The organism is Luteimonas vadosa (genome assembly GCF_039543545.1).
Taxonomy (GTDB): domain Bacteria; phylum Pseudomonadota; class Gammaproteobacteria; order Xanthomonadales; family Xanthomonadaceae; genus Luteimonas; species Luteimonas vadosa.
On sequence record NZ_BAABJY010000002.1, the window covers coordinates 784,366 to 809,866 of the forward strand.

The window sequence follows — 25,501 nt, forward strand, 5'->3', positions numbered from 1 at the left end:
GACCATACCGGTCGCGCCTCCGTGTTCAACCCGGGGGTGTCGCAGCGCCCGCCGAGGCTTGCTTGCGCGGCTCCTGCGCCGCCTTCGCCGTGACCTCCACCTTCGGGTCCTTCCAGGGCCCGGTCACGCGGTAGGTCTTGGCGTTCATCTCGGACAACGGCTTGCGCAACACCGCGTTGGCGACCGCGCCCACGGCCGCGCCCACGGGACCGGCCGTGATCGCGCCGACCGCAGTGAGGAGGTTGCCGGCCTTGGGCAGGACCTCGATCGTCTGGTCGAAGGTCTGCGCGCGCAGGTCCGCCGCGCCACTGATGCGGATTTCCGCGGCCGGTCCGTCGATGACCAGGTCGTCGCTGCGTGCCTTGCCCGATCCGAAGCGCAGGTTGCCGTCGATGCGGTTGAAGCTGAATCCCTTGGAGAAGAAGTCGCGGAAGTCCAGCGTCAGCCGTCGCGGGAGCTCGGCGACGCTGAGCAGGCCGAGCACGCGTCCGGCACCGGGCTCGATCTCGACCAGCTGCCCATCCTTCACGGTCAGGGCCAGGTGGCCCTGCAGTGCGTCCAGCCGGAACTGCGCCGGACTGCCAAGCCACTGGACGTCGAACTCCGCCTGGCCGTGGCCCTCGTCGATGCGCCCCCCGAAACCGAAGCCGCCCAGCAGGGCCCCGAAGTCTTCGCTGGCGAGCAGTGCCTGCAACGATGTCCGGGCACTGGCACCGCGCCCCGTCCACTCGCCGCTCATGTCGATCCGCTGCTTCGGCGCACGCGTCTGCAGGCGCTCGATGCGCATGCCGGAGGCGATGGGGCGCGCCTGCAGGCTGGCGCTGCCGAGCCTGGCCTCGCCGACCCGCAGGTCGTCGACGAAGACGTTGAGCGGCGGAAGTCGTGCCGGATCGACGCCGTCGTCGGTCGGTGCATCGGCATCAACCTGGGCCGGGCCTTGCTGGCCCGGCCGCGCCTCGGTCGTCCCCGCCTTGGCATTGCGCCAATGCAGGCGTTGCAGGCGCCCCGCGAGCGCCGCGCCCTCGGCGTCGGGCAAGAGCAGTGCGCCGGCAAGCGCCGGGCCCTCGAACTGCACGCCGGTACCCGCCGCGGCAGGTCGCGCGCGCAGGCGCGTGTCCGGGAACGTCCCGCCCAGCAACTGCAGGCGGCGGCTGGTGATGTCGACCTCGCGCAGCGGCAGGCCCGGATCGCCCGACCGGGCTTGCGGACCCGACGCTCCCGCCGCGGGTCCGCCGGGTCTGTCGCCGCCAGTGGATGCGAGCGCTGCCCAACCGATGGCATCGAATTCGTCGGTGCTGCCCGTCGCCACCAGTCCATGGGCAGGGGGCGGCGACGCCACGCTCGCCCCGCCGAGCACGGCGCGAACCCCGGTCCTGCCATTGCGGGTGCCCGCACGCAGTGCCAGCCGCTGGCCCAGGGCCACGGTGATTTCCCCCTCACCCAGCGGCAGGCGCGTCTCCACCGTGACAGGCAGGGCGGTCGCAGCCGCCTTGGCCAACGGTGCGGGCAACTGCAGCTGGGTGCCCACGAGGTCCGAGCGCAACCGCAATTTCGCCGGAGGCGCACTGGCGGCGCGTTGCGCCGGGCGTCGCGTGGCCGGAACCTCCAGCCCCACGGTCCATGCCGAGCGGCCGGACAGGTAAGGCCGCAGCCAGGCCAGCTCGGGTGCGCGTTGCAGCAGTTCACCGGCACCCAGGGTGGTCTCGAGCTCGGCCTCGAACGCCTGCCGGGCGTCGCGCACGTGCGATGCCCCGGCACGCAGGCTGATCGCGCCCGGTTGCCCGTCGCGGCGGGCCTTCAGGTTCGTCGCCGTGAAGCCGTCGCGGTCGTAGCGGGCCTTGCCGCGCACCTCGGAAAACGCCAGGTCCCAGCGCGTGTCGGCCAACTTGACGCCCCGCAGCTCGACGTTCCCGGCGATCCGCGGCTTCGCTGCGTCGAGGTGCACCGGCAATTCCAGCGCGAAGGTCGCCGATGCCGCGCCGCTGGCCCGCAAGGCCTGCAAGGTTTCGCCATGCTCCACGCGAAACGGGCTCTGCCTGAGCATGTCGAGCATCGCCCCGGCGTCGTCGACGGCCTCCGCTTCAATTTGCAGGGGCGACTCGCCGAAACGCGCGATGCCCGCTTCGAAGCGCCGTACCTCCACGCCGGCGAGGGCGGCGCTCCCCGAGACGCTGAAGCCTTCCGCGTCGAACACCGCGTGTGCCTGCATGCGATCAGCCTCGGGCCAGTCCGGCAGGAACTTCACCACCGCATCCTCCAGGTCGGTGTCGGCGAGGAACAGCCCCGTGCCGCCGCGGAAGGGCCAATCGTCGAGGTCGCCGGACAGCACAGCCCTGCCGTTGCGTAGCTTTCCGCCCTGCACTGCGTCATCGAGCCACCGCACCGCGGGTCCCGGCATCTTGTGCCGGACCCAAAATCCCTTGGCGGCGACCATCTCCGAATCGTCGATGCGGGCGGCGATCGAAAGGATGGGAAGCGTGCCGTCGCCCTGCAGCGCCAGCCCGCCACGCAGGTCCACGCCATACCCGCGGCCGCGGACGCGCAGCGCCGGCGCGTGCACTTGCCATCCAGGTCCCGCACGCCAGCCCACGAGGCGTCCATCGACCCGCATGTCATGCGACACCGCGAATGCACGCGGCCAGTCCAAGCGCACCGGGCGCGTCGGATCCACATCGAACACCACGCCGGCGCCGTCGCCCCGCACGCGCCCGGCGAGTCCCGCGATCCCCGGCGCGTCGCCGACACTGGCGAAGGACAGCGCCTGGACGGTCGCCTCCACCCGCACGGGCCCGCGCGCGCTCCTGGCGGCGACCAGGTCCCGCAACGTCGCCCCCGGCCTGGCAGCCTGCAGCCATTGCCTCTGCGAGGCCGACAACCTCGGGCTGAGCGATGCGAGCGACAGCATCGGCGCGATGTCCAGGCGCTCGGCCAGCAGGGCTTGCCGGGTTCCGCCGGCCAGCACCATGCCCTCGATAACCTGTGGAGCGCCGGCGGTGGCTGCCTGCACGCTGGCCGAAGGCACGTCGACCCGCCAACCGCCATCGACGAGGTGCCAGCGGGCGCGCATGGTGAAGCGCTCGAAGCCTGCCGCCGGTCGCGACGCGCCTTGCCCCTCCCCGGCACCGACGAGATGCAACGCATGCAAGTCGGCGTCGACCGTGACCTGGGCCAGCTTGCTGTCGCGCAATTCCGCCCACAGCGCCGCATCGCCCTTGCCACGCTCGAGCCGGATGCCATCCAGGTGCAGCAACGGCGACCATTCCGAGAGATCGGCGTCGCGCGCGGAGACGTGGACGCGGCCATCGCCGCCATCCCGGTCGAAATCGAGCACGCCATCCAGCGGGACGCGACCTTCGTGCATCCAGGCGCGCACGGCCGCGCGCACGCGCGACCCCTGCACGCGCAGCCGCATGTCCACCCGGGGCAAGGTGGCCTGGATGCCCAGCGCGCGGGCGATCACCGTCAGTTGCCCGTCGATTACCTGCAGTTCGCCGAGCCGCCGCAGCGCGTCCAGCGGGTCTGCGCCGGCCACGGCCTGGCCAGGCAGGCCGTGCACGTGCCAGCGCCCGTCGTCGGCGCGCTCGAGCGTCAGCTCAAGGCCGCGCAGGCGCAGCTCGGTGAACGACCTGCCGGGTAGCAGGCCCGCGTATTGGGACACCAGGATCTCGGCTTCGCCGATCGGAACCGCATCGCGTCCCGAGCCGACCCGCAGGCCATCGACCCGCAGCAACGGACCGCGGCGGGTCCATTGCGTGGACACCTGGTCGAACTCCACGGGGCGCCCCGCGCGTACGCTCAGCCAGGCCTCGATCCGCTCCGGATGGCGCTCCAGCAGCGGCAACAGCGTGCTCGCCACGCCGGCCACCAGCGCCATCAGCACCAGCAGGCCCGCGACGGCGTACCAGGCGCCGCGGCGTGCCAAGCGCAGCCTGCGCCGGACCGGCGTGGGCATCAGCTCCGTCCCCGGGAAGCCGGCGCCCAATCTCCCGGCAACGATCGAGACTCGACGCCGCGGTTCACCGCATCGGTTCGGCGCTCAGAGCAACACGACATCGAACTGCTCCTGCATGTACTGCTCGTCGGCCTGGAAGCGGATCGACTTGCCGAGGAATTCCTCGAGCTCGGCCACCGCGGCCGACTCCTCGTCGGTGATCCGGGTGACGACCTTCGGCGAGGCGATCACCAGCAGCCGCGCCGATTCGAACTGGCGCACCGCACGCACGATCTCGCGGAAGATCTCGTAGGTGACCGTCTCGGCCGTCTTGAGCATCCCCCTGCCGCCACATTCGTGGCACCGCTCGCTGAGCTGGCGCTCCAGGCTTTCCACCGTGCGCTTGCGGGTCATCTCCACCAGCCCCAGCGGCGAGAAGTCGTACACGGTGGTCTTCGCGTGGTCCTTGAGCAGGGACTTCTCGAGCGTGCGCAGCACCTGGCGCCGATGCTCCGCGTCGTGCATGTCGATGAAGTCGATGATGATGATGCCGCCCAGGTTGCGCAGTCGAAGCTGCCGAGCGACCGCCTGCGCCGCCTCCAGGTTGGTCCGGTAGACGGTCTCCTCGAGGTTGCGCTGGCCGAGGAAGGAGCCGGTGTTGACGTCGACCGTCGTCATCGCCTCGGTCTGGTCGATCACCAGCGTGCCGCCCGACTTCAACGGCACCTCCTTCTCCAGCGCCCGCTGGATCTCGTCCTCGACGCCGTACAGGTCGAATACCGGGCGCTCGCCGGCGTAGTGCTCGATCTTCTCCGCCAGGCCGGGCATGTACTGCGCGGCGAACGTGCGCAGGCGCTCGCAGGTTTCCCGGGAGTCCACCTTGACCTTCTCCACGTCGCGTCGCATCAGGTCGCGGACGGCGCGCATCGGCAGGGTCAGGTCCTCGTACACCGCCGTGCCGACGCGGGCGTCGGCCACGGTCCGCTCCACCAGCGCCCAGGCCCGTCCGAGGTAGGCGATGTCCTCGGCGAGCGCTTCCGCGGGCTGGCCTTCGGCATTCGTCCTCACGATGTATCCCCGCGGGTCGCCGGGAGGCGACAGCTCGGCCACGAGCGACTTCAGGCGGGCGCGCTCGGCCTCGTCCTCGATCCGCGCCGAGACTCCGACCATGCGCGTCTGCGGCAGCAACACCAGGTAGCGCGACGGGATGCTGATCTGCGTCGTGAGGCGCGCGCCCTTAGTGCCGATGGGATCCTTGACCACCTGGACCACCACGTCCTGGCCGTCTCGCAGCAGGTCGGTGACCGGTGGCACCGGCGCCGGTTGCGAAGCTTCGGGATCGCCCGCCACTCCGTCACCGCCCGCCTCCACCGCCGGGGGCGGCCGCGCGATGTCGCTGGCATGCAGGAAGGCCGCGCGTTCGAGGCCGATGTCGACGAAGGCAGCCTGCATCCCCGGCATCACCCGCTGCACCTTGCCCTTGTAGATGTTGCCCACCACGCCGCGGCTCCAGCCGCGCTCGATGTGCAACTCCTGCAACATGCCGTTCTCCACCACGGCGACCCGTGTTTCGCGCGGGGTCACGTTGACCAGGATTTCCTCCGACATGCCCTAGCGCTCCATGGCCGGGCCGGGGGAACCCTTCATTGCTTCCGTCGATGCGCCCGTGCAGGTGTCGCGCCGGGAAGCAACGGCTGCCGGCGCAACCCGGGCGGTCGCGGCCATGCCCGGGATGCATCCCGACTCGCGCAGCAGCTTCGCGGTCTGATGCAGGGGCAAGCCCATCACCCCGGAGTGACTGCCAGCCAGGTGGGTGACGAACATTTCCGCCGCGCCCTGGATCGCGTAGCCACCCGCCTTGCCCATGGGCTCGCCGCTGGCGACGTAGTCGCGGATCGTCGACTCGTCCAGCGTGTCGAACGTCACTTCGGAGATGGACATGGCCTGCACTTCCCTTCCGGCACCCACGACAGCGACCGATGAGACGACCTGGTGCGTCCGCCCGGACAGGCGGCGCAGCATGGCCTCGGCTTGCTTCGCGTCCACGGGTTTCCCGAACACGTCGTCGTCCAGCACCACCTCCGTATCGGCCCCGACCACGAGCGCGCCGGGCACGGCAACCACTTGCAACAGGCCCGCGCCTGCCTTCTCCCGTGCCACGCGGCGCACATAGTCCGCGGCGGGCTCGCCCGCAGCACGCTGTTCGGGAACGTCGATGTCGAGCACGCCGAAGGCGAACCCCAGGCGGGAAAGCAATTCATGCCTGCGCGGCGAGCGGGAAGCGAGGTAAAGCATCGAGCAAGAATAACCCGCGCCTCCTGTACGTCGGCACGGCGGCACGGCGTGCCTGCAACCGCTGGCTCACGAGCCGTTCACCGCGCCATCACCACCCTTGTCCGGGCAATCGGACGCCCTCCCCGGAGAAATGCATGCGCTTGGCCAGACTTCGCTCCCTGCTGCTCTTCGCCGGACTCGGCCTCGGTTTCGCCCTTGCACCCGGCGGCGCGGATGCGCAGACCGCGCCAGTCTCGTCCGACGGGACCCTGCTGTCCGTTTCCGCCCAGGCCGAAGCCAGCCGCGTGCCCGACGTCGCCACCCTGTCGACCGGGGTGGTCACGCAGGCCGCCGACGCCAATGCCGCGCTTCGCGCGAATTCCGCGCAGATGGCCAAGGTCATGGCCTCCATCCGGGCGGCCGGCGTCGCCGAGAAGGACATCCAGACCAGCGGCATCAACGTCAATCCGCAGTACCGTTATGCCGAGAACCAGCCACCGACCATCACTGGGTACCAGGCGAGCAACAACGTCAGCATCAAGGTGCGCGACATCGCCAAACTCGGCGAGGTGCTCGATGCGCTCGTGTCCAGCGGCGCCAACCAGGTCAACGGCCCGAGCTTCGAGATCGACCAGCCCGAGGCGGTCTATGACGAGGCCCGGCGCGCCGCGCTGGAGAAGGCGCGTCAGCGCGCTGAGATGTACGCCAAATCCCTGGGCATGCAGGTTCGTCGCATCGTCAGCATCAGCGAGGGCGGCGGGTTCGCCAGGCCGATGCCGATGTTGCGCGTGCACGCCGAGGCGATGGACGCGGCCGCCGCGCCGCCGCCTGTTTCGCCGGGCGAGACGACCCTGTCGGCCAGCCTCGACGTCGTCTTCGAACTGGGGCGTTGAGCACCCGACCTCCGAACCATCCAAGTGGTGATTGCATGATTCCCGACAAGCGCGAGAGACCGGACACGACGCCTGGCGTAGACCCCGGCGACCAGCCCGGCTATGCCGAAGAGCAGCCCGACAGCCGCGAGGACGCGCAACGCCGCGGGGCCGGCACCGACACGGATCCCGACGAAGGTGGCCTGGATCGCGAACCGGACGCAAGCGCGGATCCGGCGGAGGACTGACGCGCGAAATCAACTGCCAGACTGCACCCCCCGCGGCGGGCGACGACGGAACGCTGTAGCGCCAAAGGCACTTGGGTCCGCCGCCCATCCCCGTGCTTGCACCGTGGGTCCGGCACCGGCCCGCGCTCACCCGACTTTCACCTCCCCGGGGCGCACGTTCGAAGCGCAAGAGTGGTCACGCGTCGGCCTGGGTCGTTCGCCCGACCCCGCTCGTCCCACCGGCGCGTTCACGTTCGCACACGCCAACCCGGAGGTGGACCATGGGCAACTCAAGCTTCGTTACGTATGGACCAGGCGGCTTCGATCGCATCAGGACAGGCCGCATCGACCCCAACCGCGTCGTCGGCATCAGCGGAACCATCGCACTCAACGTCCTCCTGCTCATGCTGCTCCTGGTGCCGTTGGGCCAGCCACCCGGGAGTCTGCCGGTGGCGCCACCCATGGCGATCGACTGGATCGAAGCCAAGCCGGTCGAGCCCGATCCGCCCCCGCCCATTCCGGTGGCGGTCGTGCGTCCGGAGACACGGACACCGGTGGAAGTTCGGCGCGAGCTCGCGCCGGTGGTCGACGTGCCGGTGATGGTGGAGCACGGCACCCTGCCGGCCGACCGGGACGAGCCCCCCGCGGTCGCCCGCAGCGCGACGCCCTCCATCGAACCGGCGAGCCCGCCGGCCGGCGCGCGCCTGCAGTACGAGACGGCCCCTGCCCCGAGCTACCCGCGCGACATGCTGATGGCGGGCATCGAAGGCACGGTCCTGCTCGAGGTCCTCGTCGGGATCGACGGAAGGCCCGTCGACGTGACGGTCCACCAGAGCAGCGGGCGGCGTGAATTCGACGAGGCGGCGCGCCGGCAAGTGCTGCGCCACTGGCGGTTCCGGCCCGCGATGCAAGGCGGCCGCGCGGTGCAGGCCATCGGCATCGTGCCGATCGAGTTCAACCTGAATCGCTGAAGGCTCGCGTCGATTGCCGTCGCCCGCGGCCGGGAAGCCGCGCGGCGGCGGCATGTCCCGGGTTCCCGCCTGGCATCGCCTCCGAACCGGTCAGGCGCGATGGTAGGGATGGTTCGCGAGCATGGCGGCGGCGCGGTACAGCTGTTCGGCGCAGACCAGCCGCACGAGCATGTGGGGGAGGGTCAGCGGCCCCAGCGACCAGGTTTCGTCGGCACGAGACAAGACCTCGGGCGCATGGCCCTCCGGTCCACCGACCAGCAACGCCAGGTCGCGCCCCATCCCCCGCCAGTCGGCAAGGCGCTGCGACAGTTGCGGAGACGACCACGCGTGGCCGCGCCCATCCAGCGCAATGACGAGCGCCTGCTTCGGCAATGCCGCCAGCACCCGGGCGCCTTCATCCTGCGTGGCACGAGCGGCGTCCCGCCCCTTGCCGCGGACGCCGGGAGCAATCTCCACCAGTTCCAGCGGCAACCAGTGCGACAGGCGCTTCTGGTATTCGGCGAAGCCTTCCGCGACCCAGGCGGGCGGACGCTCCCCGATCGCGATCAACCGCGCTTTCATGACGCCAGGTCACGTCGCGCGCTTGCCGGCGAAGCTGCGCGGGACCGTGGAGGACAGCGGCGGAAGCTGGGCACCGAGGCCGCTCAGGTGCTCGCCTCGCCCTCGGCCTCCAGCTCAGGGGGCTCGTCGCCGACCGTCCACAGGCGCTCGAGCGCGTAGAACTCGCGCACCCGCGGCAGGAAGACATGGACCACCACGTCACCGAGGTCCACAAGGACCCATTCGGCCTCGCGCTCGCCTTCGACGCCCAGCGGCTGGCAATCCAGGCGCTTGGCGTACTTGACCACCTCGTCGGCGATCGACTTGACGTGCCGGGTCGAGGTGCCCGACGCGATCACCATGAAGTCGCAGACGCTGGTCTTGCCGCGGACGTCGATCTCGACGACGTCCTGGGCCTTGAGTTCGGCCACGGCGTCGAGCACGGAACGGAGCAGCACGTCGGTCGGCGGTGGCGGGTTCGGGAGGCGGGTCTTGATGACTTGCGCGGGATTGGTCAAGGGCGCTGGGCTCGGATGGTCACGGAAGGGATTATAGCGAAGGGTCCGGCGTGGAGCCGTCACGATAGAGCCGGTGGCGCTGGATGTAGTCCGCGACGGCGGGCGGCACGTCCTCGCGCCAGGACAAGCCGCGCGCGATCGCACGCCGGATCGCAGTCGCGGAGGCGGGATGCAAGGGCTGCTCCAGGCGGAGCACGCGGCCCGCGGGGGATTCTTTCAGGTCGTCGGGGCGGTGGGTCCAGCGCCCGCGCAGGGCGTCGGCGAGGCCGGGCGCAAGACGGTCGTCGAGCGGACTGCCGGCGCGATCGGCGACAACGAAGTGGCAGCAGTCCAACAGCTCGCGCCACCGCTTCCACTCGGGCAGTCCACGGAAGCTGTCCGCGCCGAGCAGCCAGGCGATCGGCTGTTCGCGACCGTGCTGCAGCCGCAAGTCGTGCAGGGTGTCGATGGTATAGCTGGCCGCGTCGCGCGCCAGCTCGCGGCGGTCGACGCACAGGCCGGGTTCACCTGCGACGGCGAGGTCCAGCATGTCCGCCCGCTGGGGGGCACTGGCCCCGGGGCTGGGCCGATGGGGCGGATCGGCCGCGGGCACCAGTGCGATCGTCTCCCGCAGCGCAACATGCGCCGCACGGGCGATGGACAGGTGCCCTTCGTGCACCGGGTCGAACGTGCCGCCGTAGAAGACCAGCAGGTTCACCGCCCGATCATCGCGCACGCCCGCTTCTCCGCGATCGCCAGCAACAGCCGTTCCAATTGCTGCCATGGATCGCCCGGTGCACGGCCCTTGGCGCTCCGGTCGATGCGTCCGGCTTCGGCGACGAACCGGTCCCAGCGCGCCGCCTCGTGGCGTTGCAGGGCGCGCCGGTAGACCGCCTGCTTCGAATCCCAGATGCGCTGTGCCTTGAACTCCGCCGCCAGGTTGCCGCCGCGCGCTGCCACTCGCGCGAGCGCCGCGGCGCGCTGCAGTTCCATGACCACCATGCCCATCAGCGCGGGCAGCACCGTGCCTTCGGCACGCAGGCCAGCGAGCATTCGCGACGCCATGGCGCCCTGTCCGTTCATCGCCGCATCGACCAGGCGGAACACGTCGAAGCGGGCGGCGTCCGCGACCAGGGACTCCATCGCCTCGGCGCTCAGCGGGGAGGGCTTGCCGGACGCCGCAGCCTGGTCGGGGTCGAGGAGCAACGCGAGCTTGTCGATTTCCTGGGCCGCGGCGAGCAGGTTGCCGTCGACCCGCTCCGCCAGCCGCTGCACCGCTTCGGGCTCGGCCTGCAATCCCCTGCTCCGCAGGCGCGCCTCGATCCAGGCCGCCAGTTCGTGCGGCTTCACGGCCCAGGCCATCACCGCGGCGCCGATCCGCTCCATTTCATCGCTCCATTTGCCGCCGTGCTTCTTGCTCCAGTCGTGGCAGGTGACCAGCAGGCAGACGTCATCGGGCGGCTCGGCACAGAAAGCCAGGATTTCCCTAGAGCCATCCTTCCCCGGCTTGCCCGTCGGCAAGCGAACCTCGACCAGCCTCCGGGCGCTGAACAGTCCAGGCGCGCGCAGAGCCGCCGCGAACGCCTCCCAGTCGACATCACGCTGGTTCCCCTGGGCCTCGTGGACTTCGCGGTCGACGATCCCCCTAGTGCGCGCGGCGGCACGCACGGCATCCGCCGCCTCCAGCACGCGGAGCGGCTCCGGCCCTGCGATCAGGTAGGCCGGCCGCAGGTCGGTGTCGGCTAGATGTCGCGGGAGCTGCTCAGGGGTGAGCTTCATTCACTGTCGCGGCATGGCTTCAGGGCGCGACGGCCCGCGGCGCCTTGAGCACCGTGCCGATCCGCCTCAGGATCGATGCCGTCATTTCCTTCTGGAGTTCCCGCGACAGGATTTCACGCTCGCCCTCGGTCCCGGAGGAAGCCGTGGGCACCGAGATGTAATCGCGCGAGAGCTCGATGGCCTGCTGAGGCACGAGGACCTCGCCATCGGCATCCTCGAACCGGAAGATCACCGCATAGCGCAAGGTGAACTCCTGCGCCCGGCCGAACTGGTCGACACTGATCGGCGTATCACCCCACCGCTCCCCGACCACGGTTAGCGCCGCGACATCATCGTTCCCGCCGGCGGCCATGTCCGCGCCCGCGCGGCGGAGGGACTGCTCGAGCGCATAGACCAGCGCGCTGTTCGGGTTGCTCGAGACGACCCTGACCGCGCCAATGTCGGACGGCAGCGCCAGTCCGCCCCGCAGGTGGAAGCCGCAGGCACTCAGGGCGAGCATCACCAGCAGGCCCGGGATCAGGAGGAATGTTTTCATCCGCGCAGTCTGGACGAGCCGGCGCGCACGGGCAAGCGTTGCGGGCACGCCGGGGCGTACCTTCATCCCGCGACGATGTTCACGATCTTGCCCGGCACGACGATCACCTTGCGGACCGCCACGCCCTCCAGGAAGCGGGCGACGTGCGGCTCCGCCAGCGCCTGCGCTTCGACCGCCTCCCGCGTCGCGTCGGTCGCGACCTCGATGGTGCCGCGCAGCTTGCCGTTGACCTGCACCGCCAAGGTCACCGCGTCACGGGCGAGCGCGTCCGGATCGGCAACGGGGAACGCCACGTCTTCCAGAACGGTCTCCGCGTTGCCGAGGACCTGCCACAGGACATGGCAGGCATGCGGGGTGACCGGGTTGAGCAGCAGCACCATCGTCTGCAGCGCCTCGTGGCGGACGGCACGACCCTGGTCGCTTGTGTCGTCGAACTTCGCCACGTGGTTGAGCAGCTCCATCAGGGCCGCGATGGCGGTGTTGAAACTGTGGCGGCGCCCATAGTCGTCCGCGACCTTCTGGATGGTCTCGTGCAATTGCCGGCGCAGCGTCCTCTGCCCTGCGTCCAGCGCTGCCGCATCCACGCCGGGATGGTCGGGCTGCCCGGCATGGCGGTGCACCTCGCGCCAGAAGCGGCGGACGAACCGGGACATGCCTTCGACCCCGGCCTCGTTCCATTCCAGCGACTGGTCCGGCGGCGCGGCGAACATGGAGAACAGGCGAACGGTGTCGGCGCCGAACCTGTCGACCATGGCTTGCGGATCGACCCCGTTGTTCTTGGACTTCGACATCTTCTCGATGCCGCCGACGAGCACCGGCGCGCCATCGGACTTCGCCTTCGCACCGACGATGCGTCCCTTGCCGTCGCGCTCGATGTCGACATCCGCGGGGTTGATCCAGTCGCGCGCACCATTCTCCAGCTCGCGGTAGAACGTGTCCGCGACCACCATTCCCTGGGTCAGCAGGCGGACCGCCGGCTCGTCGCTGTGCACAAGGCCCTCGTCGCGCATGAGCTTGTGGAAGAACCGGAAATAGAGCAGGTGCAGGATGGCGTGCTCGATGCCGCCGATGTACTGGTCGACCGGCGTCCAGTAGTCGGCGCGCGAGTCGACCATGTCTGCCGCCCCGGGCGAGGTGTACCTCGCGTAGTACCAGCTCGACTCCATGAACGTATCGAAGGTGTCGGTTTCGCGCTCGGCGGGACCGCCGCAACCTGGACACGTGGTCTTGCGCCATTGGGGATCGGCCTTGATCGGCGACTGCACCACCCCCTGGGCGAAGGCGTCCGCGACGTCCTCGGGCAGGACCACGGGCAGCTGGTCCTCGGGCACGGGCAGCGCGCCGCAATCGCTGCAGTAGACCACCGGGATCGGGCAACCCCAGTAGCGCTGGCGCGACACGCCCCAGTCGCGGAGCCGGAAATTGACCCGCTTGTGGCCGCGGCCCTCGCGTTCGAAGCGCTCGGCCAATGCCGACAACGCCCCATCGAAGTCCAGGCCGTCGAACTCGCCGGAGTTCACCAGCCAGCCGCGCTCCACGAAAGCGCCCTGCTCCTGGATGCTTCGCTGGAACTCCTCGACCACGCGCACCGCGGCGATGGTGTCGTAGGCATCGAGGGAAAGTCCCGTCAGCGCGGCGCCCAGCGCGTCCCCGCCATGCCTGGGGTCGGACGCGATCTCACGCACCGCGTCTCGGACCGCGTCGGGCACCACCACCATCCGGATCGGCAACCCATAGGCCTTGGCGAATTCCCAGTCGCGCTGGTCGTGGCCCGGCACGGCCATCACCGCGCCGGTGCCGTAGCCCATCAGCACGAAGTTGGCCACGAAGATCGGCAACTCCTCGCCGCTGACCGGATGGATCGCGCGCAGGCCAGTATCCATCCCGCGCTTTGCCTGGGTTTCCAGCTCGGCCTCGGACACGCCTCCGCGGCGGAGCTCGGCGATGAACGCGGCGAGCTCCGCGTCGCCGGCGGCCGCTTCCGTGGCCAGCGGGTGTTCGGCGGCGATCGACAGGAAGGTCGCGCCCATGAGCGTATCCGGGCGCGTGGTGTAGACCTCAACCTTGCGGTTGCTGCCGGCGACGTCGAACGCGAACTCCAGCCCCTCGCTGCGCCCGATCCAGTTGCGCTGCATGGTCTTGACCGACTCCGGCCAACCCGGCAACTGGTCCAGGCCGTCGAGCAGTTCCTGGGCGTAGTCGGTGATCTTGAGGAACCATTGCGGGATCTCCCGCTTCTCGACCACCGCCCCGGAGCGCCAGCCGCGGCCGTCGACCACCTGCTCGTTGGCCAGCACGGTCTGGTCGACAGGGTCCCAGTTCACCACTGAATTCTTGCGGTAGGCCAGTCCCTTCTTCATCAACCGCACGAACATGCGCTGCTCATGGACGTAATACGATGGCTGGCAGGTGGCGAATTCGCGCGACCAGTCGATGGCGTAGCCCATCGTCTTGAACTGGCCGCGCATCCGCTCGATGTTGGCGTAAGTCCATTCCGCAGGCGCGGTGCGGTGCTTGATCGCCGCATTCTCGGCGGGCAGCCCGAAGGCGTCCCATCCCATCGGCTGCAGCACGTTCTTGCCCGTCATCCGCTGGTAGCGACTGATCACGTCGCCGATGGTGTAGTTGCGCACATGGCCCATGTGCAGCGCGCCGGACGGATACGGCAACATCGACAGGCAGTAGAACTTCGGCCTGTCGGGGCGCTCGACCACCTCGTAGACCCGATGGGCCTCCCAGTACCCCCTCGCCGCCGCCTCCACCTGCGCTGGCTGGTAGGCGGCCGGATCGATGTGGGTGTCGGGGGTAGGCGATGGGGTGGGCACGGGGCGACTGCGCGCGGGGGAGCCGGAAGCCTACCGCAGTGCAGCATCGGCCGCCACGCGCCCGGTATCATCCAGCCGCGACGCATCTGGAGCAGGCGCCTGGAAAACGAACCACAACGTTTGGACCGTGCCCGACGCGACTGGCTCCAGGGCCTGCGCGCGCGCCACGCCGCCGACGGGTCGTCCGCGTCGGCGCTGGAACTGGCCCGTGGGGAATGGCGCTGCGGCGACTATGCGGACGCGCGGACGCACTTCGAATCCGCCGTCGCCCTCGCCCCGGGGTCGGCCGAGGCCCGCGTGGCGCTGCTCAATGCGCTGTCGATGCTGGGGCTGTTCGATCGCCATGCCGAGGTGCTCGCGGACGCGCTCCAGCGCATGCCCCGGGAACCCATGGTGCAGTTCCATGCCGCGCGCAGCGAGGTTCCGGGGGACCTGGCGGCGGCGCGGGAGCGGCTACGACCCTTCGACGACATCCCCTTGCTCGCCCAATACGCCCGGGCCCTTGGGGCCATCCTGGCGGGCACGATTCCGCTGGAACAGAACGGGGACGGCGACGACTACGCCATGGCACGCCAGGAAGCGCTGCGCTGGGTCCTGCGGCATTCGTCCTCGCCATCGATCCACACCGGGCACCCCGCCCGGGTGCTGGAGCGCGCCCTGGAACTGGCACCTGCGGAGGGTCTGACCCTGGAATGCGGCGTCTACTTCGGTCGCTCGCTGGACATCATCGCCAGGCACGTGCCTGACGAGGTGCACGGATTCGACAGTTTCCAGGGATTGCCCGAAGCCTGGACCGAACACGAGGGGGCGGGCGCCTACACGACCGCCGGCCGGCTCCCTGCGGTCCCCGGGCACGTCCGCCTGCATGCAGGCTGGTTCGAGGAGACGCTCCCCGCCTTCCTCCAGGCCCATCCCGGCCCCATCGGTTTGTTGCACGTGGACTGCGACCTCTACAGCTCGACACGGACGGTGCTGGAACTCGCCGCACCGCGCCTCCAGGCCGGCAGCATCGTGGTCTTCGACGACCTGCTGGCGTTCCCGGGCTACGAGCGGCACGAGCTGCGTGCCTTCCAGGAACACTGCCAGGCGACCGGCATGCGCTGGGAAATCGTCGCGGCGTGTCTGCTGGGGCGAGAGGTCGCCTTCCGCGTTCTCCCGGGCTAGTTGCCTGGACGAAAGCTTCGGACTTTTGCGATGCACCGCGATCAGGGTCTCCCCCTCACTCCCGTGAAATGATCCACGACCGCACCGGCCAGCCGCCTGCCGCAGCCATGCCAGATCTTTCAAATCGGTCCCCACGCAGTCGCAGCTGGCTGTTCACGCTGTCGCTCCTGCTGCTCGCGGCCGTGGGTGCCGTCACGGTGTGGGGCGTCCGTGGCCTGCAGGAAACCACGTCCTGGGTCGAACGCAGCTACGAGGTGAAGACGCTTGGGCCAGTGACGGTCTCGCTCGGCGATGCGACCTTCCCGCGCGACGGCACCACGCCGGAGTTGCTATTCGAACTCGCCGATGCCTCCCTGTACCGGGCCAAGGCCGAAGGCCGCGACCGGGTGGTGCACGCCGCCGCCTGACGCCGGTCCACCGGCAGCGCCTGCGGCGGTGTGTTTCAATCCCCGGCCAGCCAACCCGGGATCCGCCTCATGTCCTTGTTGTTCCGTTTCGCGCTGGCGGCTTCGGTCGCCGTCGCCTCGCCGTCCGCCTTCGCGGCCGAATCCGTCCTGCTCCATTGCGGAAAGCTGTTCGACAGCCGCAGCGGCAAGTTGCTGGGCGCGCACACGGTCGCCGTCGATGCCGGCCGCATCACCTCCGTCGTCGCCGGGCACGGCACCGTGGCCGAGGGAAGCGGTGCACGGATCCTCGACCTGAGGAACAGCACCTGCATGCCCGGCTGGACCGACCTGCACGTGCACATGGGCGGGCAGTCGAGCCCCGACAGCTACTCGGAGGGCTTCAGGCTCGACCCCGTCGACTTCGCCTTTCGTAGCGTCGCCTATGCCGAGAAGACCCTCATGGCCGGATTCACCAGCGTCCGCGACCTGGGCGGCGAAGTCTCCCCCCACCTGCGCGACGCCATCAACCAGGGCTTGGTCAAGGGGCCGCGGATCTGGGCCGCGGGCAAGTCGATCGCCACCACCGGCGGCCACGGCGACCCCACCAATGGTTACAACGACGAACTTTCGCATCTCCTCGGCCCGCCCGGCCCCAGCGAGGGCGTGATCAACAGCGTCGACGACGCCCGCCAAGCCGTGCGACAGCGCTACAAGGAAGGCAGCGACGTCATCAAGATCACCGCGACCGGCGGCGTGCTGTCCTACGCCCGATCCGGCGACGCACCGCAATTCACGGTCGACGAGATCAAGGCGGTGGTCGATACCGCGAGGGACTACGGTTACCGGGTCGCGGCCCATGCCCACGGAACGGAGGGCATGAAGCGCGCCGTGCTAGCAGGCGTGACCAGCATCGAGCATGGCACCTACATGTCCGACGAGGTGATGTCGCTGATGAAGCAGAAGGGCACCTGGTACGTGCCGACGATCCACGCCGGCCGGTTCGTTGCCGAGAAGGCGAAGATCGACGGCTACTTCCCCGAAGTCGTGCGTCCGAAGGCGGCGCGCATCGGCGCGCTGATCCAGGAGACCGCGGCGAGGGCCTACAAGGCGGGGGTGAAGATCGGGTTCGGCACCGACATGGGCGTCGGCCCGCATGGCGACAACGCTCGCGAGTTCCTGTACATGGTCGAGGCCGGCATGCCACCGGCATTCGTGCTGCAGTCCGCCACCATTCGCGCCGCCGAGGCGCTCGGGGTCGACGACCAGGGCGTGATCGAGGCGGGCAAGCGGGCGGACATCATCGCCGTGCCCGGCGACCCGATCGCCGACATCGAAAGCGTGCTCGACGTGGAATTCGTCATGAAGGACGGCGTGGTCTACAAGGACCGGGTGGGCAATCGCGAGGCGCCGTCGCCGTGAACATGGAATGGCTCGGCTACGTGGCCGCGACCCTGACCACGCTGGCGTTCGTGCCGCAGGCGGTCAAGACCATCCGCAGCCGCGACACCCGCAGCATTTCGCTGGGCATGTACGTCGTGTTCACGGTCGGCATCGTGTTCTGGTTCGGATATGGACTGGTGCTCGATTCCTGGCCAATGATCGTGTCCAACGCCATCACCTTCGTGCTCGCCGCCACCATCCTTGGCCTGAAGTTGCGCCACGGCTGACGGGGCGGGTGATCGGAAGCGGGGCCTTGAGCCGCGTGCCCCCGCTCCCTTCGCCCCGCGGTCACGCTGAGAACAGGCGCCTTGCCACCCCCGCGAGCCGGGTTCGCGCGCAACTGGCTGGATCGCCATCACCTGAGCACACGCGTGCCGCGCCTTGCATTTGCCGCGGCTGGCACAATCTCCACGGGAAACCTCCACGGAACCTGACATGCCTGCGACCCCCGACAACACCCACGTCTTCGACGCCACCACCGATGCATTCGAGTCGGAGGTCCTCCAAGGCTCGCTTCAGGCACCCGTGCTGGTGGACTTCTGGGCCGAGTGGTGCGGGCCGTGCAAGTCGCTGGGGCCTGTGCTGGAGAAAGTCGCCGGGGAATACAACGGCGCGTTCCGCCTCGCCAAGGTCGATGTCGACAAGGAGCAGCAACTCGCGGCCGCGTTCCAGGTCCGCTCGATCCCCACCGTGGTGCTGCTCAAGGACGGACAGCCGGTCGACGGGTTCACCGGAGCGCTTCCGGAGGGCCAGGTCCGCGAGTTCCTGAAACAGCACGGCATCGAACCACGCTTGCCCGACGCGAGCGACGCAACCGGTGGGGCAGGCGCGCCCGAGCCGGTGGATCCACATGCGGAAGTGATGCGCCTGCGCAAGGCCGTGGAAGCGGAGCCGGAGAAGCCGGAACTCAAGCTGGATCTCGCGCTCGCCCTGCTCCGCACCGGTGGGGCGCGGGAAGCCGAACAACTGCTCGACGCCCTGCCCGCCAATCTGTCCACCGACGATCGCGCCGTCACGGCACGCGCGCGCCTCGGGTTTGCCGCCCTCCTGCAGGACGCGCCGCCGCCTGAGACGCTGGAAGCCGCGATTGCCTCGGACCCGGACGACCTGCGGGCACGCCACCTGCTCGGCGTCCACCGCATCGTCGCAGGTCATGCGGACGCCGGGCTGGAACAGTTCCTGGAAATGCTGCGGCGCGACCGCGACTTCGACGATGGCCTGCCGCGCAGGGCGCTCATCGATGCCTTCCGGATGGTCGAAGACGCCGAGCTCGTGAGCCGCTACCGCCGCAAGATGTCCTCCCTGCTGCTGGTCTAGGGACCGGCCGGGATGAAGCTCGAGTTCACGCCCCGCGTGCTGCGCCGGGTGTTGAACCTCTGGCCCCCGTTCCTGTTCGCCGGCATCCATGTCTCCGCGATCGGCAGCGATTGGCGCAGTGCTTGCGTCGAGTTGCGGATGCGGCCCTGGAACCGCAATTACGTCGGCAGCCATTTCGGCGGCAGCCTGTTCGCGATGACCGATCCGTTCTGGATGCTCCTGGCGCTCCACGCGCTCGGCCGCGACTACATCGTCTGGGACAAGGCAGGCGCGATCGACTTCGTCAAGCCGGGCCGGGGCACGGTGTGGGCCCGTTTCCTGCTCGAGGAAGAGGCGCTCGAGCAGATCCGCGAGGCGACGGCCGACGGCGCGAAGCACCTGCAATGGTTCGCCGTCGACATCCTCGATGGCGATGGAGAGGTGGTGGCACGCGTGCGGAAGCAGCTGTACGTGCGACGCAAGCGCAGGCCCGGGGGGTCGACGGCGACCCGCTAGGCGGCCGACATCGCGCGACGCCGCCGCCAACGGCGGAGCGGTCGATCGCGGGGGCGCGCAACGCCCGCAAGCCCGCCAGGCGGCCCTCGCTCGGGAGCGGCATCGCAGTTTCCGCGCTGCATGCGCCCTGCAGCACCCTCCGGGGTTATCCTCGGGGGATCGGCATCAGGGGGCTGCATGTCAGAAAGCACGCATACCGGGAACGACCCTGGCCAGGGCGACCAGGCCGACCTGCCGCAGATACCGGGCTATCGGGTCCTGCGCGTGCTGGGGACCGGAGGCATGTCCACGATCTACCTGGGCGAACAGCGGTCCCTGCGCCGCCAGGTCGCGATCAAGGTCATGTTGCCGGAGGCGCTGACCGACGAAATCGGCCGGCGCCGGTTCGAGAACGAGGCCCGTACCATTGCGCGGCTCGAGCATCCGCACATCGTCGGCATCCACGAGGTCGGGCGCACCCGCGACGACGGCCTGCCCTACTACGTCATGCCCTACCTCGCGCGCGGCCACCTGGGCCAGCGCGACCTCAAGGGGAACGAACAGCGGATCCGCGCCACCCTGCGCGCGCTGCTGTCGGCGCTGGCCTACGCGCACTCCCGCGGCGTGATCCATCGCGACGTCAAGCCCGAGAACGTCCTGTTCGACGAAAGCGAACGCCCGCTCCTGGCGGACTTCGGCATCGCGCTGCACCGGGGCTACGGCAGCCGCGTCACCTCCACCGGCACCGCGGTGGGCAGCACCGCCTACATGGCCCCGGAACAGGCCCGCGGAACGGAAGTCGATTTCCGCGCCGACCTGTACAGCGTCGGCGTGCTGGCCTGGGAAATGCTCACCGGCGAACTGCCGTTCAAGGCCGCCGACGCACTTTCGATGGCGGTGATGCACGCGCAGGATCCGGTCCCGCGCTTGCCGCCGCCGTTGCGCCACTGGCAGGGGTTCATCGACAAGTCGATGGCCAAGTCGCCAAGGAGGCGCTACCAGGATGCGGCGCAAATGCTCGCCGCGGTGGATCGCGTCCCCCTTGCCAGCACCAACCTCCTGCATGGGCTGGGCAAGCGATGGCAGCCGGCCGTCGCGAAGCTGCGCAAGCTGCCACCGATGGCCTGGGTCGGCGCGGTCGTCGTCCTGGCGGCGGGGATCGGCCTGCTGTCGCGCAGTGGCGAGGGCGAGCACCGGTTCTTCCGTGCCCAGCCCGGGGCCGTCCGCACCTCGGCATTGCCATCCCCGGCGGCCGTGGGCGGCTCGGTCACCGGGAGCCCCGACGATGCCTTGCTGCGTGCGGCGCCCGAATCGACCGCAGAGCTTCTGGTCGCGCAAGGCGAGGAGCAGTTGCGCGCGGGGCGGCTGACGGCGCCTGCGGGCAACAATGCGCATGACAGCCTGCTCGCGGCCTGGCAATCCGACCCCAGCCACCTTAGATTGGCGCCCGCCCTGGACAAGCTGATCGAAGCAATGGGGCGCGAGGCCGCGCAGCGGCTCGGCGACGGCCAGGTGACGCGCGCGCGTGAACTCGTTGCCCAAGCCGACCGCCTGGCCGCCGCCACTGCACGCAAGGATGGCGCGGCGCTGCGCAACGTGCGGTCCAGGGTACTGGAGGCATTCGGCCGGCACGTCGATCGTGCCGGGCGGTCCTTTGATCGGCAGGCCGCGCTGGATGCGATCGCGGACGCGGACAAGTTCGGATTGCCTGCCCGGGACGTGGCCGCGCTCAGGGCGAGGGCGCAGCGCATCCCTTCGGTCGGAGACGTCCTCCCCGATCCATCGGGCCGGATGCAATTGGTCCGGTCTGGCGACGACTTGCTCGCGGCGTCGATGCGTCCGGTCAGCCGCGGGGAGTATTCGGCCTTCGCCAGCGCCACCGGCCGCAAGGAAACCCTCTGCCGGGAGCGAGCATCGCTGCTGCGCATCGTCGCCCGCCGCAGCTGGCAGACGCCGGGGTTCGAGCAGGGCGCGGCCGACCCCGTGGTCTGCGTGTCTTGGCAGGACGCCAGCGCTTACGCCGAGTGGCTCGGCCGGCGCCACGGGACGCGCTATCGCCTGCCCAGCGCCACGGAAGCCAGGCAATTGCCCGCCGGCGACGGCGCAAGAGCGGTCGCCGAATGGGCCCGGGACTGCAGCGGTGGCTGCGGGAACCGCCTGGTCAGCGGTCGCAGCTGGCGCGGCGACCAGGGGACGCGTCCGCTGGATGCCAGCCGTGGCTACGACGATGTCGGCTTCCGCCTGGTGCGCGAACCCTAGGGACGCCGGGCGCCCGGACGCGTCGCCATGGCCGCCTGCGGCCTCCCCCCGACGCCCCGCGCGGGTTCCGTGACTTCCGGCCGACGGCAGGAGCGGCCCGCGATGGCAAGGTGCAGGCTCCACGACGAGGAGACGCTCCATGACACTGAGCCCGCTTGCGATCGCGCTCGCGCTCACGCTCGGCTTCGCTGCATCGATGCCGGCATCCACCACTGAACCCGAGGCGCGCGCGGCGGCTCCCGTGCAGCAGGCCAAGGCCGACCGGCTCGATGCACTCTACGAGCAGTATTGGGAGGAGGTGCTGGCGCTCAACCCGATCCAGGCGACCTTCCAGGGAGACCCGCGCTACAACGACAAGCTGCCGGATTTCATGTCGGCCGCATTCCGCGAGAAGTCGCACGATTTCACCGTGCGCTGGCTGGAGAAAATCGAGGCCATCGGACCGGACGGCCTGTCCGGGCAGGACCTGATCAGCTACCAGATCTTCGTCGACGACGCGAAGCAGTCGCTCGAGAGCGAACGGTTCCCCGGCTGGATGCAGCCGATCAACCAGTTCGGCTCCATCGCCAGCTTCGCGGTGCAACTCGGATCCGGGACTGGCGCGCAGCCGTTCAAGACGGTGAAGGACTACGACGACTGGCTGGCGCGCGGCAACCGCTTGCCGGTGCTGTTCGACACCGCGATCGCCAACATGCGCCAGGGCATGGAGGCAGGCGTCGTCCAGCCCACCGTGCTGATGGTCAAGGTGCTCCCCCAGCTCGACGCGCTGATCAAGGACAAGCCCGAGGAAACGCTGTTTTGGGGACCGATCGAGCGCATGCCGGACGATTTCCCCCCGGCCGACAAGGCGCGCCTGACCAAGGCCTACCGCGACATGATCGGCGGCGGGATCATGCCGGCCTACCGCGAACTGCGCGATTTCATCGCCAACGAGTACATGCCCGCGACGCGGGACAGCGTGGGCATGGACAAATTGCCCAACGGCGACGCCTGGTACGCCTTCAATGCGCGCAGCTCCACGACCACGGACAAGTCCCCCGCGCAGATCCACCAGATCGGCCTGGACGAGGTCGCCCGCATCCACGGCGAGATCCGCAAGGTCATGGGGCAAGTGGGGTTCAAGGGTTCGCTGCAGGAGTTCTTCGAATTCATGCGCACCGATCCGCGCTTCCAGTTCGAGTCCGAGCAGGCCCTGCTCGACAACTACAAGACGATCGGCGCCACGGTGGACCGCAATGTCCACAAGCTGTTCTCGCTGGTGCCCAAGGCGCCTTTCGAGATACGCCCGGTCGAACCGTTCCGCGCCAAGTCCGCCGCCGGTGGTCAGTACGCGCCGCCCAGCGAGGACGGCAGTCGTCCCGGCATCTTCTATGCCAACACCTACGACCTGCCCGCGCGCCGGTCCTGGGATGCGCCGGACCTCTACCTGCACGAGGCCATTCCCGGCCACCACTTTCAGATCGCGTTGGCGCAGGAACTGACCGACCTGCCCAAATTCCGGCGCTTTGGCGGGGAGACCGCGTTCTCGGAAGGCTGGGGGCTGTATGCCGAATCGCTGGGCAAGCCGCTGGGCGTCTACGAGGATCCGTACGACTACTTCGGCTACCTGCAGAACGAGCTTTGGCGGGCGATCCGGCTGGTCGTGGACACTGGGCTGCACAGCAAGGACTGGACGCGCGAACAGGTGATCAGGTACATGCTCGACAACTCGGCCGAAAGCGAGACGCAAGCGACCGCCGAGGCCGAGCGCTACATGGCGATCCCGGGCCAGGCGCTGGCCTACAAGATCGGCGAGCTGAAGATCCAGGAACTCCGCGCACGCGCCGAGCAGGCCTTGGGAGATCGCTTCGACATCCGCGAATTCCACGCCGAGGTCCTCAAGGACGGGTCGATTCCCCTCGACGTGCTCGAAGGCAAGATCGATCGCTGGATCGCATCGAAGTCCTGATCGATCCGACCTGACCCTCCTGCAAAGGCCGGCCCCGTGCCGGCCTTTGCCCTTGCATGCGGCCGACGAACCACCGTCTTTCGCACCTGTACGGATGGCCCGGGGCGGGTTGGCCGCCGCTTTGGCGGTGCTCGTGCCGCGGGAACCCGGAGATCAGTTGGGAATTGGTAGCCGGTATCCGGCCCCTGGCGCCGCCACCAGCCCCTGCGGTGGCGCCCTTGGTATCCTCGACGGCGAGCGTGACGCCACGGGGAGCCTGGATCAGCGAACAGTTCGCCAGCGCCGGCATCGCCAGGTCGAGTGCCTGGGTCGTCTTGCTGACGATAGCCGTCGGGATGGCGACCTGGCTGGTCCTGGCACTCACGCGCATCGATGGGTACGTGCCGGCGTTGTGGCCCGTGAACGGCCTGCTCGTCGGCGTCATGCTATTCCGCCCGGCGCGCCAATGGCCGTGGATCCTCCTGGCCGCCTTCCTGGGCAACGTCCTGGGACGCTGGGCGGCGGGAGACTCCGCCGTACTGGTCACCGCCCCCAGTCTCGCCAACATCGTCGAGATCCTGGTCGTCGCCGGGCTGACCCGGCAGCGTGTGCCCAATCCCGCCGACCTATCGCGCCTGCGCGAGCTCGCGGGCACGGCCGCGCTTGCCACCTTGCTGGGCAGCTTGCTGTCGGCCCTGATCGTGTCCACGTCGGTATGGTTCATGCATCGCGATTCGTTCCAGATGACGTGGCTGACGTGGTTCGGCGCGCATGTCCTGGGGATGGCGGTCTTCGGCACCTCGATGGTGATCGCGAACATCCAGAGGCGCCGCCTGTTCGACGACTCCGTGCGACGATCCGCCCTCGCCGCCGAAACGCTCCTGCTGGTCGGCACTTGCGTGCTGGTGTTCGGACAGGATCGCTACCCGGTGTTGTTCCTGGTCTTCCTGCCACTGCTGTCGATCGCCTACCGGCATCAGTTCAGGGGCGTCCTGCTGGGCATCGTGGCCATCGCGGTCGCTGGCACCACCGCCCTCATGCTGGAAACCGGGCCATTCCAACTGGTCAACCAGCCCTCGCTGGAGGAGCGGATCCTCCTGCTACAAACGTTCCTGGGCGCCGGATGCCTCATCACGATTCCTGTCGCGCTTGCCGTGACGGAACGTACCCGGGGCGCGAGGGCATTGCGCGCGGTGACGGACAACATGCCCGCGCTGATCGCGCACATCGATCCCAGGGAGCGCTACACCTTCGCCAACGCGCATTACGACCGCCTGCTGGGAAAAGAACCCGGGCAAGTCGTCGGTCATACGGTTCGGGAGGTGCGCGGAGATGCCGCCTACCAGTCCGTGGCACCTCGACTTTCCGCGGCACTGAGTGGCGAGGAACAGGATTTCGAACACGAGGACGACACCCCTTCCGGACCCCACCACCTGCAAACCCGCCTGATTCCCGACCGGGACGCCAAGGGAAAGACCCATGGCGTCTATGCCCTGACCTTCGACATCAGCCTGCTCAAGCAGGCGCAAGCCGAACTGGAGCACGTGGCGCGCGTCGATTCGCTGACGGGACTGGGCAATCGGCGGCTGTTTGACGAGCGGCTGGAACAGACGATCCTGCGAGTGCGCCGTCGCCGGCTGCCATCGATGCTGCTCCTGCTGGACCTCGACCGGTTCAAGGCCATCAACGACCAGCATGGCCATGCCACCGGCGATGCGGTCCTGAAGCAATTCGCCGTCCGCTTGCGGGACTGCGTCTACGAAGTCGACACGGTCGCTCGCCTGGGAGGCGACGAGTTCGCGATCCTGCTCGACGACCCCGGCACGGGGGCGACCGGCGACGTCGTTGCCAGGAAGGTCATCGCCGGGATGCATCGGCCGATGGAGTTCGACGGCACCCGGATCGAGGTCGCCACCAGCATCGGCATCGGGTTCTGCGCCAGCGGCAGGATCACCGCCCAGGCCTTGATGGACCTTGCGGACCGGGCGCTGTATGCGGCCAAGGCCGCGGGACGCAACACCTACCGCATCCTGCGCGAATGAACGGCGCATTGGCCAAGCCGGGCCGACCACCCGCGCATGGC

At 69.3% G+C, this 25,501-nt stretch carries 20 protein-coding genes and 1 pseudogene; 12 read left to right on the top strand and 9 right to left on the bottom strand.

What is annotated here, in order from left to right; translation table 11 throughout:
* Nucleotides 1–25 precede the first annotated feature (25 nt).
* The 3 genes and pseudogenes from ABD970_RS09440 to ABD970_RS09450 all read right to left on the bottom strand — a co-directional run.
* Nucleotides 26–3,952, bottom strand: coding sequence for a YhdP family protein (locus ABD970_RS09440; protein ID WP_345295222.1), 3,927 nt, complete (start codon nucleotides 3,950–3,952; stop codon nucleotides 26–28).
* A gap of 84 nt (nucleotides 3,953–4,036) precedes the next feature.
* The gene (rng, locus tag ABD970_RS09445; RefSeq protein ID WP_345295223.1) at nucleotides 4,037–5,539 is read right to left on the bottom strand and encodes a ribonuclease G; all 1,503 of its coding nucleotides are present in this window, start codon (nucleotides 5,537–5,539) and stop codon (nucleotides 4,037–4,039) included.
* A gap of 123 nt (nucleotides 5,540–5,662) precedes the next feature.
* Nucleotides 5,663–6,226: pseudogene (locus tag ABD970_RS09450) on the bottom strand (Maf family nucleotide pyrophosphatase); the annotation flags it as partial.
* A gap of 134 nt (nucleotides 6,227–6,360) precedes the next feature.
* Here ABD970_RS09450 and ABD970_RS09455 point away from each other — a divergent pair.
* From ABD970_RS09455 to ABD970_RS09465, 3 genes are all read left to right on the top strand, one after another.
* A complete protein-coding gene (locus ABD970_RS09455) occupies nucleotides 6,361–7,098 on the top strand; it encodes an SIMPL domain-containing protein (protein ID WP_345295224.1) in 738 nt (245 codons plus the stop codon).
* Nucleotides 7,099–7,133: 35 nt separating this feature from the next.
* Nucleotides 7,134–7,325, top strand: a complete 192-nt coding sequence (locus ABD970_RS09460) for a hypothetical protein (protein WP_345295225.1) — start codon at nucleotides 7,134–7,136, stop codon at nucleotides 7,323–7,325.
* Nucleotides 7,326–7,585: 260 nt separating this feature from the next.
* Nucleotides 7,586–8,275, top strand: coding sequence for an energy transducer TonB (locus ABD970_RS09465; RefSeq protein WP_345295226.1), 690 nt, complete (start codon nucleotides 7,586–7,588; stop codon nucleotides 8,273–8,275).
* Between the two features lie 90 nt (nucleotides 8,276–8,365).
* Here ABD970_RS09465 and rlmH read toward each other — a convergent pair whose 3' ends face one another.
* The 6 genes from rlmH to leuS form a co-directional block, all read right to left on the bottom strand.
* Nucleotides 8,366–8,836 (bottom strand): 23S rRNA (pseudouridine(1915)-N(3))-methyltransferase RlmH, encoded by a 471-nt coding sequence (gene rlmH, locus ABD970_RS09470; RefSeq protein WP_345295227.1) that lies wholly within the window; start codon nucleotides 8,834–8,836, stop codon nucleotides 8,366–8,368.
* 83 nt (nucleotides 8,837–8,919) lie between these two features.
* Nucleotides 8,920–9,333, bottom strand: a complete 414-nt coding sequence (gene rsfS, locus ABD970_RS09475) for a ribosome silencing factor (RefSeq protein WP_345295228.1) — start codon at nucleotides 9,331–9,333, stop codon at nucleotides 8,920–8,922.
* 31 nt (nucleotides 9,334–9,364) lie between these two features.
* Complete coding sequence (gene nadD / locus ABD970_RS09480; RefSeq protein WP_345295705.1) at nucleotides 9,365–10,030, bottom strand: nicotinate-nucleotide adenylyltransferase; 666 nt, start codon at nucleotides 10,028–10,030, stop codon at nucleotides 9,365–9,367.
* Nucleotides 10,027–11,091, bottom strand: a complete 1,065-nt coding sequence (holA, locus tag ABD970_RS09485) for a DNA polymerase III subunit delta (protein ID WP_345295229.1) — start codon at nucleotides 11,089–11,091, stop codon at nucleotides 10,027–10,029. The genes nadD and holA overlap by 4 nt, the downstream gene beginning before the upstream one ends.
* 19 nt (nucleotides 11,092–11,110) lie before the next feature.
* Nucleotides 11,111–11,626: an LPS-assembly lipoprotein LptE gene (locus tag ABD970_RS09490; RefSeq protein WP_345295230.1), complete on the bottom strand. Its 516-nt coding sequence runs from the start codon at nucleotides 11,624–11,626 to the stop codon at nucleotides 11,111–11,113.
* A gap of 62 nt (nucleotides 11,627–11,688) precedes the next feature.
* Nucleotides 11,689–14,418, bottom strand: coding sequence for a leucine--tRNA ligase (leuS, locus tag ABD970_RS09495; protein ID WP_425563098.1), 2,730 nt, complete (start codon nucleotides 14,416–14,418; stop codon nucleotides 11,689–11,691).
* A 153-nt stretch (nucleotides 14,419–14,571) separates the two neighbouring features.
* Here leuS and ABD970_RS09500 point away from each other — a divergent pair, with 153 nt between their 5' ends.
* From ABD970_RS09500 to ABD970_RS09540, 9 genes are all read left to right on the top strand, one after another.
* Nucleotides 14,572–15,615: a class I SAM-dependent methyltransferase gene (locus ABD970_RS09500; protein ID WP_345295232.1), complete on the top strand. Its 1,044-nt coding sequence runs from the start codon at nucleotides 14,572–14,574 to the stop codon at nucleotides 15,613–15,615.
* A 107-nt stretch (nucleotides 15,616–15,722) separates the two neighbouring features.
* On the top strand, nucleotides 15,723–16,022 hold the full coding sequence (locus ABD970_RS09505) for a diguanylate cyclase domain-containing protein (protein WP_345295233.1): 300 nt from the start codon (nucleotides 15,723–15,725) through the stop codon (nucleotides 16,020–16,022).
* A gap of 69 nt (nucleotides 16,023–16,091) precedes the next feature.
* A complete protein-coding gene (locus tag ABD970_RS09510) occupies nucleotides 16,092–17,420 on the top strand; it encodes a metal-dependent hydrolase family protein (protein WP_345295234.1) in 1,329 nt (442 codons plus the stop codon).
* A 2-nt stretch (nucleotides 17,421–17,422) separates the two neighbouring features.
* On the top strand, nucleotides 17,423–17,668 hold the full coding sequence (locus ABD970_RS09515) for a SemiSWEET transporter (protein WP_345295706.1): 246 nt from the start codon (nucleotides 17,423–17,425) through the stop codon (nucleotides 17,666–17,668).
* A gap of 208 nt (nucleotides 17,669–17,876) precedes the next feature.
* Nucleotides 17,877–18,758: a thioredoxin gene (trxA, locus tag ABD970_RS09520; protein WP_345295235.1), complete on the top strand. Its 882-nt coding sequence runs from the start codon at nucleotides 17,877–17,879 to the stop codon at nucleotides 18,756–18,758.
* Between the two features lie 12 nt (nucleotides 18,759–18,770).
* On the top strand, nucleotides 18,771–19,253 hold the full coding sequence (locus tag ABD970_RS09525; protein WP_345295236.1) for a DUF4442 domain-containing protein: 483 nt from the start codon (nucleotides 18,771–18,773) through the stop codon (nucleotides 19,251–19,253).
* Between the two features lie 177 nt (nucleotides 19,254–19,430).
* Nucleotides 19,431–21,491, top strand: coding sequence for a bifunctional serine/threonine-protein kinase/formylglycine-generating enzyme family protein (locus tag ABD970_RS09530; RefSeq protein WP_345295237.1), 2,061 nt, complete (start codon nucleotides 19,431–19,433; stop codon nucleotides 21,489–21,491).
* Nucleotides 21,492–21,630: 139 nt separating this feature from the next.
* Entirely contained in the window at nucleotides 21,631–23,439 is a 1,809-nt protein-coding gene (locus ABD970_RS09535; protein ID WP_425563078.1) for a DUF885 domain-containing protein, read from the top strand.
* 239 nt (nucleotides 23,440–23,678) lie between these two features.
* Complete coding sequence (locus tag ABD970_RS09540; RefSeq protein ID WP_345295238.1) at nucleotides 23,679–25,460, top strand: diguanylate cyclase domain-containing protein; 1,782 nt, start codon at nucleotides 23,679–23,681, stop codon at nucleotides 25,458–25,460.
* Nucleotides 25,461–25,501 lie beyond the last annotated feature (41 nt).

Coding starts and splice junctions, on each gene's coding strand:
- ABD970_RS09440 (WP_345295222.1), bottom strand. CDS start 3,952: ATGCCCACGCCGGTCCGGCGCAGGCTGCGCTTGGCACGCCGCGGCGCC.
- rng (WP_345295223.1), bottom strand. CDS start 5,539: ATGTCGGAGGAAATCCTGGTCAACGTGACCCCGCGCGAAACACGGGTC.
- ABD970_RS09455 (WP_345295224.1), top strand. CDS start 6,361: ATGCGCTTGGCCAGACTTCGCTCCCTGCTGCTCTTCGCCGGACTCGGC.
- ABD970_RS09460 (WP_345295225.1), top strand. CDS start 7,134: ATGATTCCCGACAAGCGCGAGAGACCGGACACGACGCCTGGCGTAGAC.
- ABD970_RS09465 (WP_345295226.1), top strand. CDS start 7,586: ATGGGCAACTCAAGCTTCGTTACGTATGGACCAGGCGGCTTCGATCGC.
- rlmH (WP_345295227.1), bottom strand. CDS start 8,836: ATGAAAGCGCGGTTGATCGCGATCGGGGAGCGTCCGCCCGCCTGGGTC.
- holA (WP_345295229.1), bottom strand. CDS start 11,091: ATGAAGCTCACCCCTGAGCAGCTCCCGCGACATCTAGCCGACACCGAC.
- ABD970_RS09490 (WP_345295230.1), bottom strand. CDS start 11,626: ATGAAAACATTCCTCCTGATCCCGGGCCTGCTGGTGATGCTCGCCCTG.
- ABD970_RS09505 (WP_345295233.1), top strand. CDS start 15,723: ATGCCAGATCTTTCAAATCGGTCCCCACGCAGTCGCAGCTGGCTGTTC.
- ABD970_RS09510 (WP_345295234.1), top strand. CDS start 16,092: ATGTCCTTGTTGTTCCGTTTCGCGCTGGCGGCTTCGGTCGCCGTCGCC.
- ABD970_RS09515 (WP_345295706.1), top strand. CDS start 17,423: ATGGAATGGCTCGGCTACGTGGCCGCGACCCTGACCACGCTGGCGTTC.
- trxA (WP_345295235.1), top strand. CDS start 17,877: ATGCCTGCGACCCCCGACAACACCCACGTCTTCGACGCCACCACCGAT.
- ABD970_RS09525 (WP_345295236.1), top strand. CDS start 18,771: ATGAAGCTCGAGTTCACGCCCCGCGTGCTGCGCCGGGTGTTGAACCTC.
- ABD970_RS09530 (WP_345295237.1), top strand. CDS start 19,431: ATGTCAGAAAGCACGCATACCGGGAACGACCCTGGCCAGGGCGACCAG.
- ABD970_RS09535 (WP_425563078.1), top strand. CDS start 21,631: ATGACACTGAGCCCGCTTGCGATCGCGCTCGCGCTCACGCTCGGCTTC.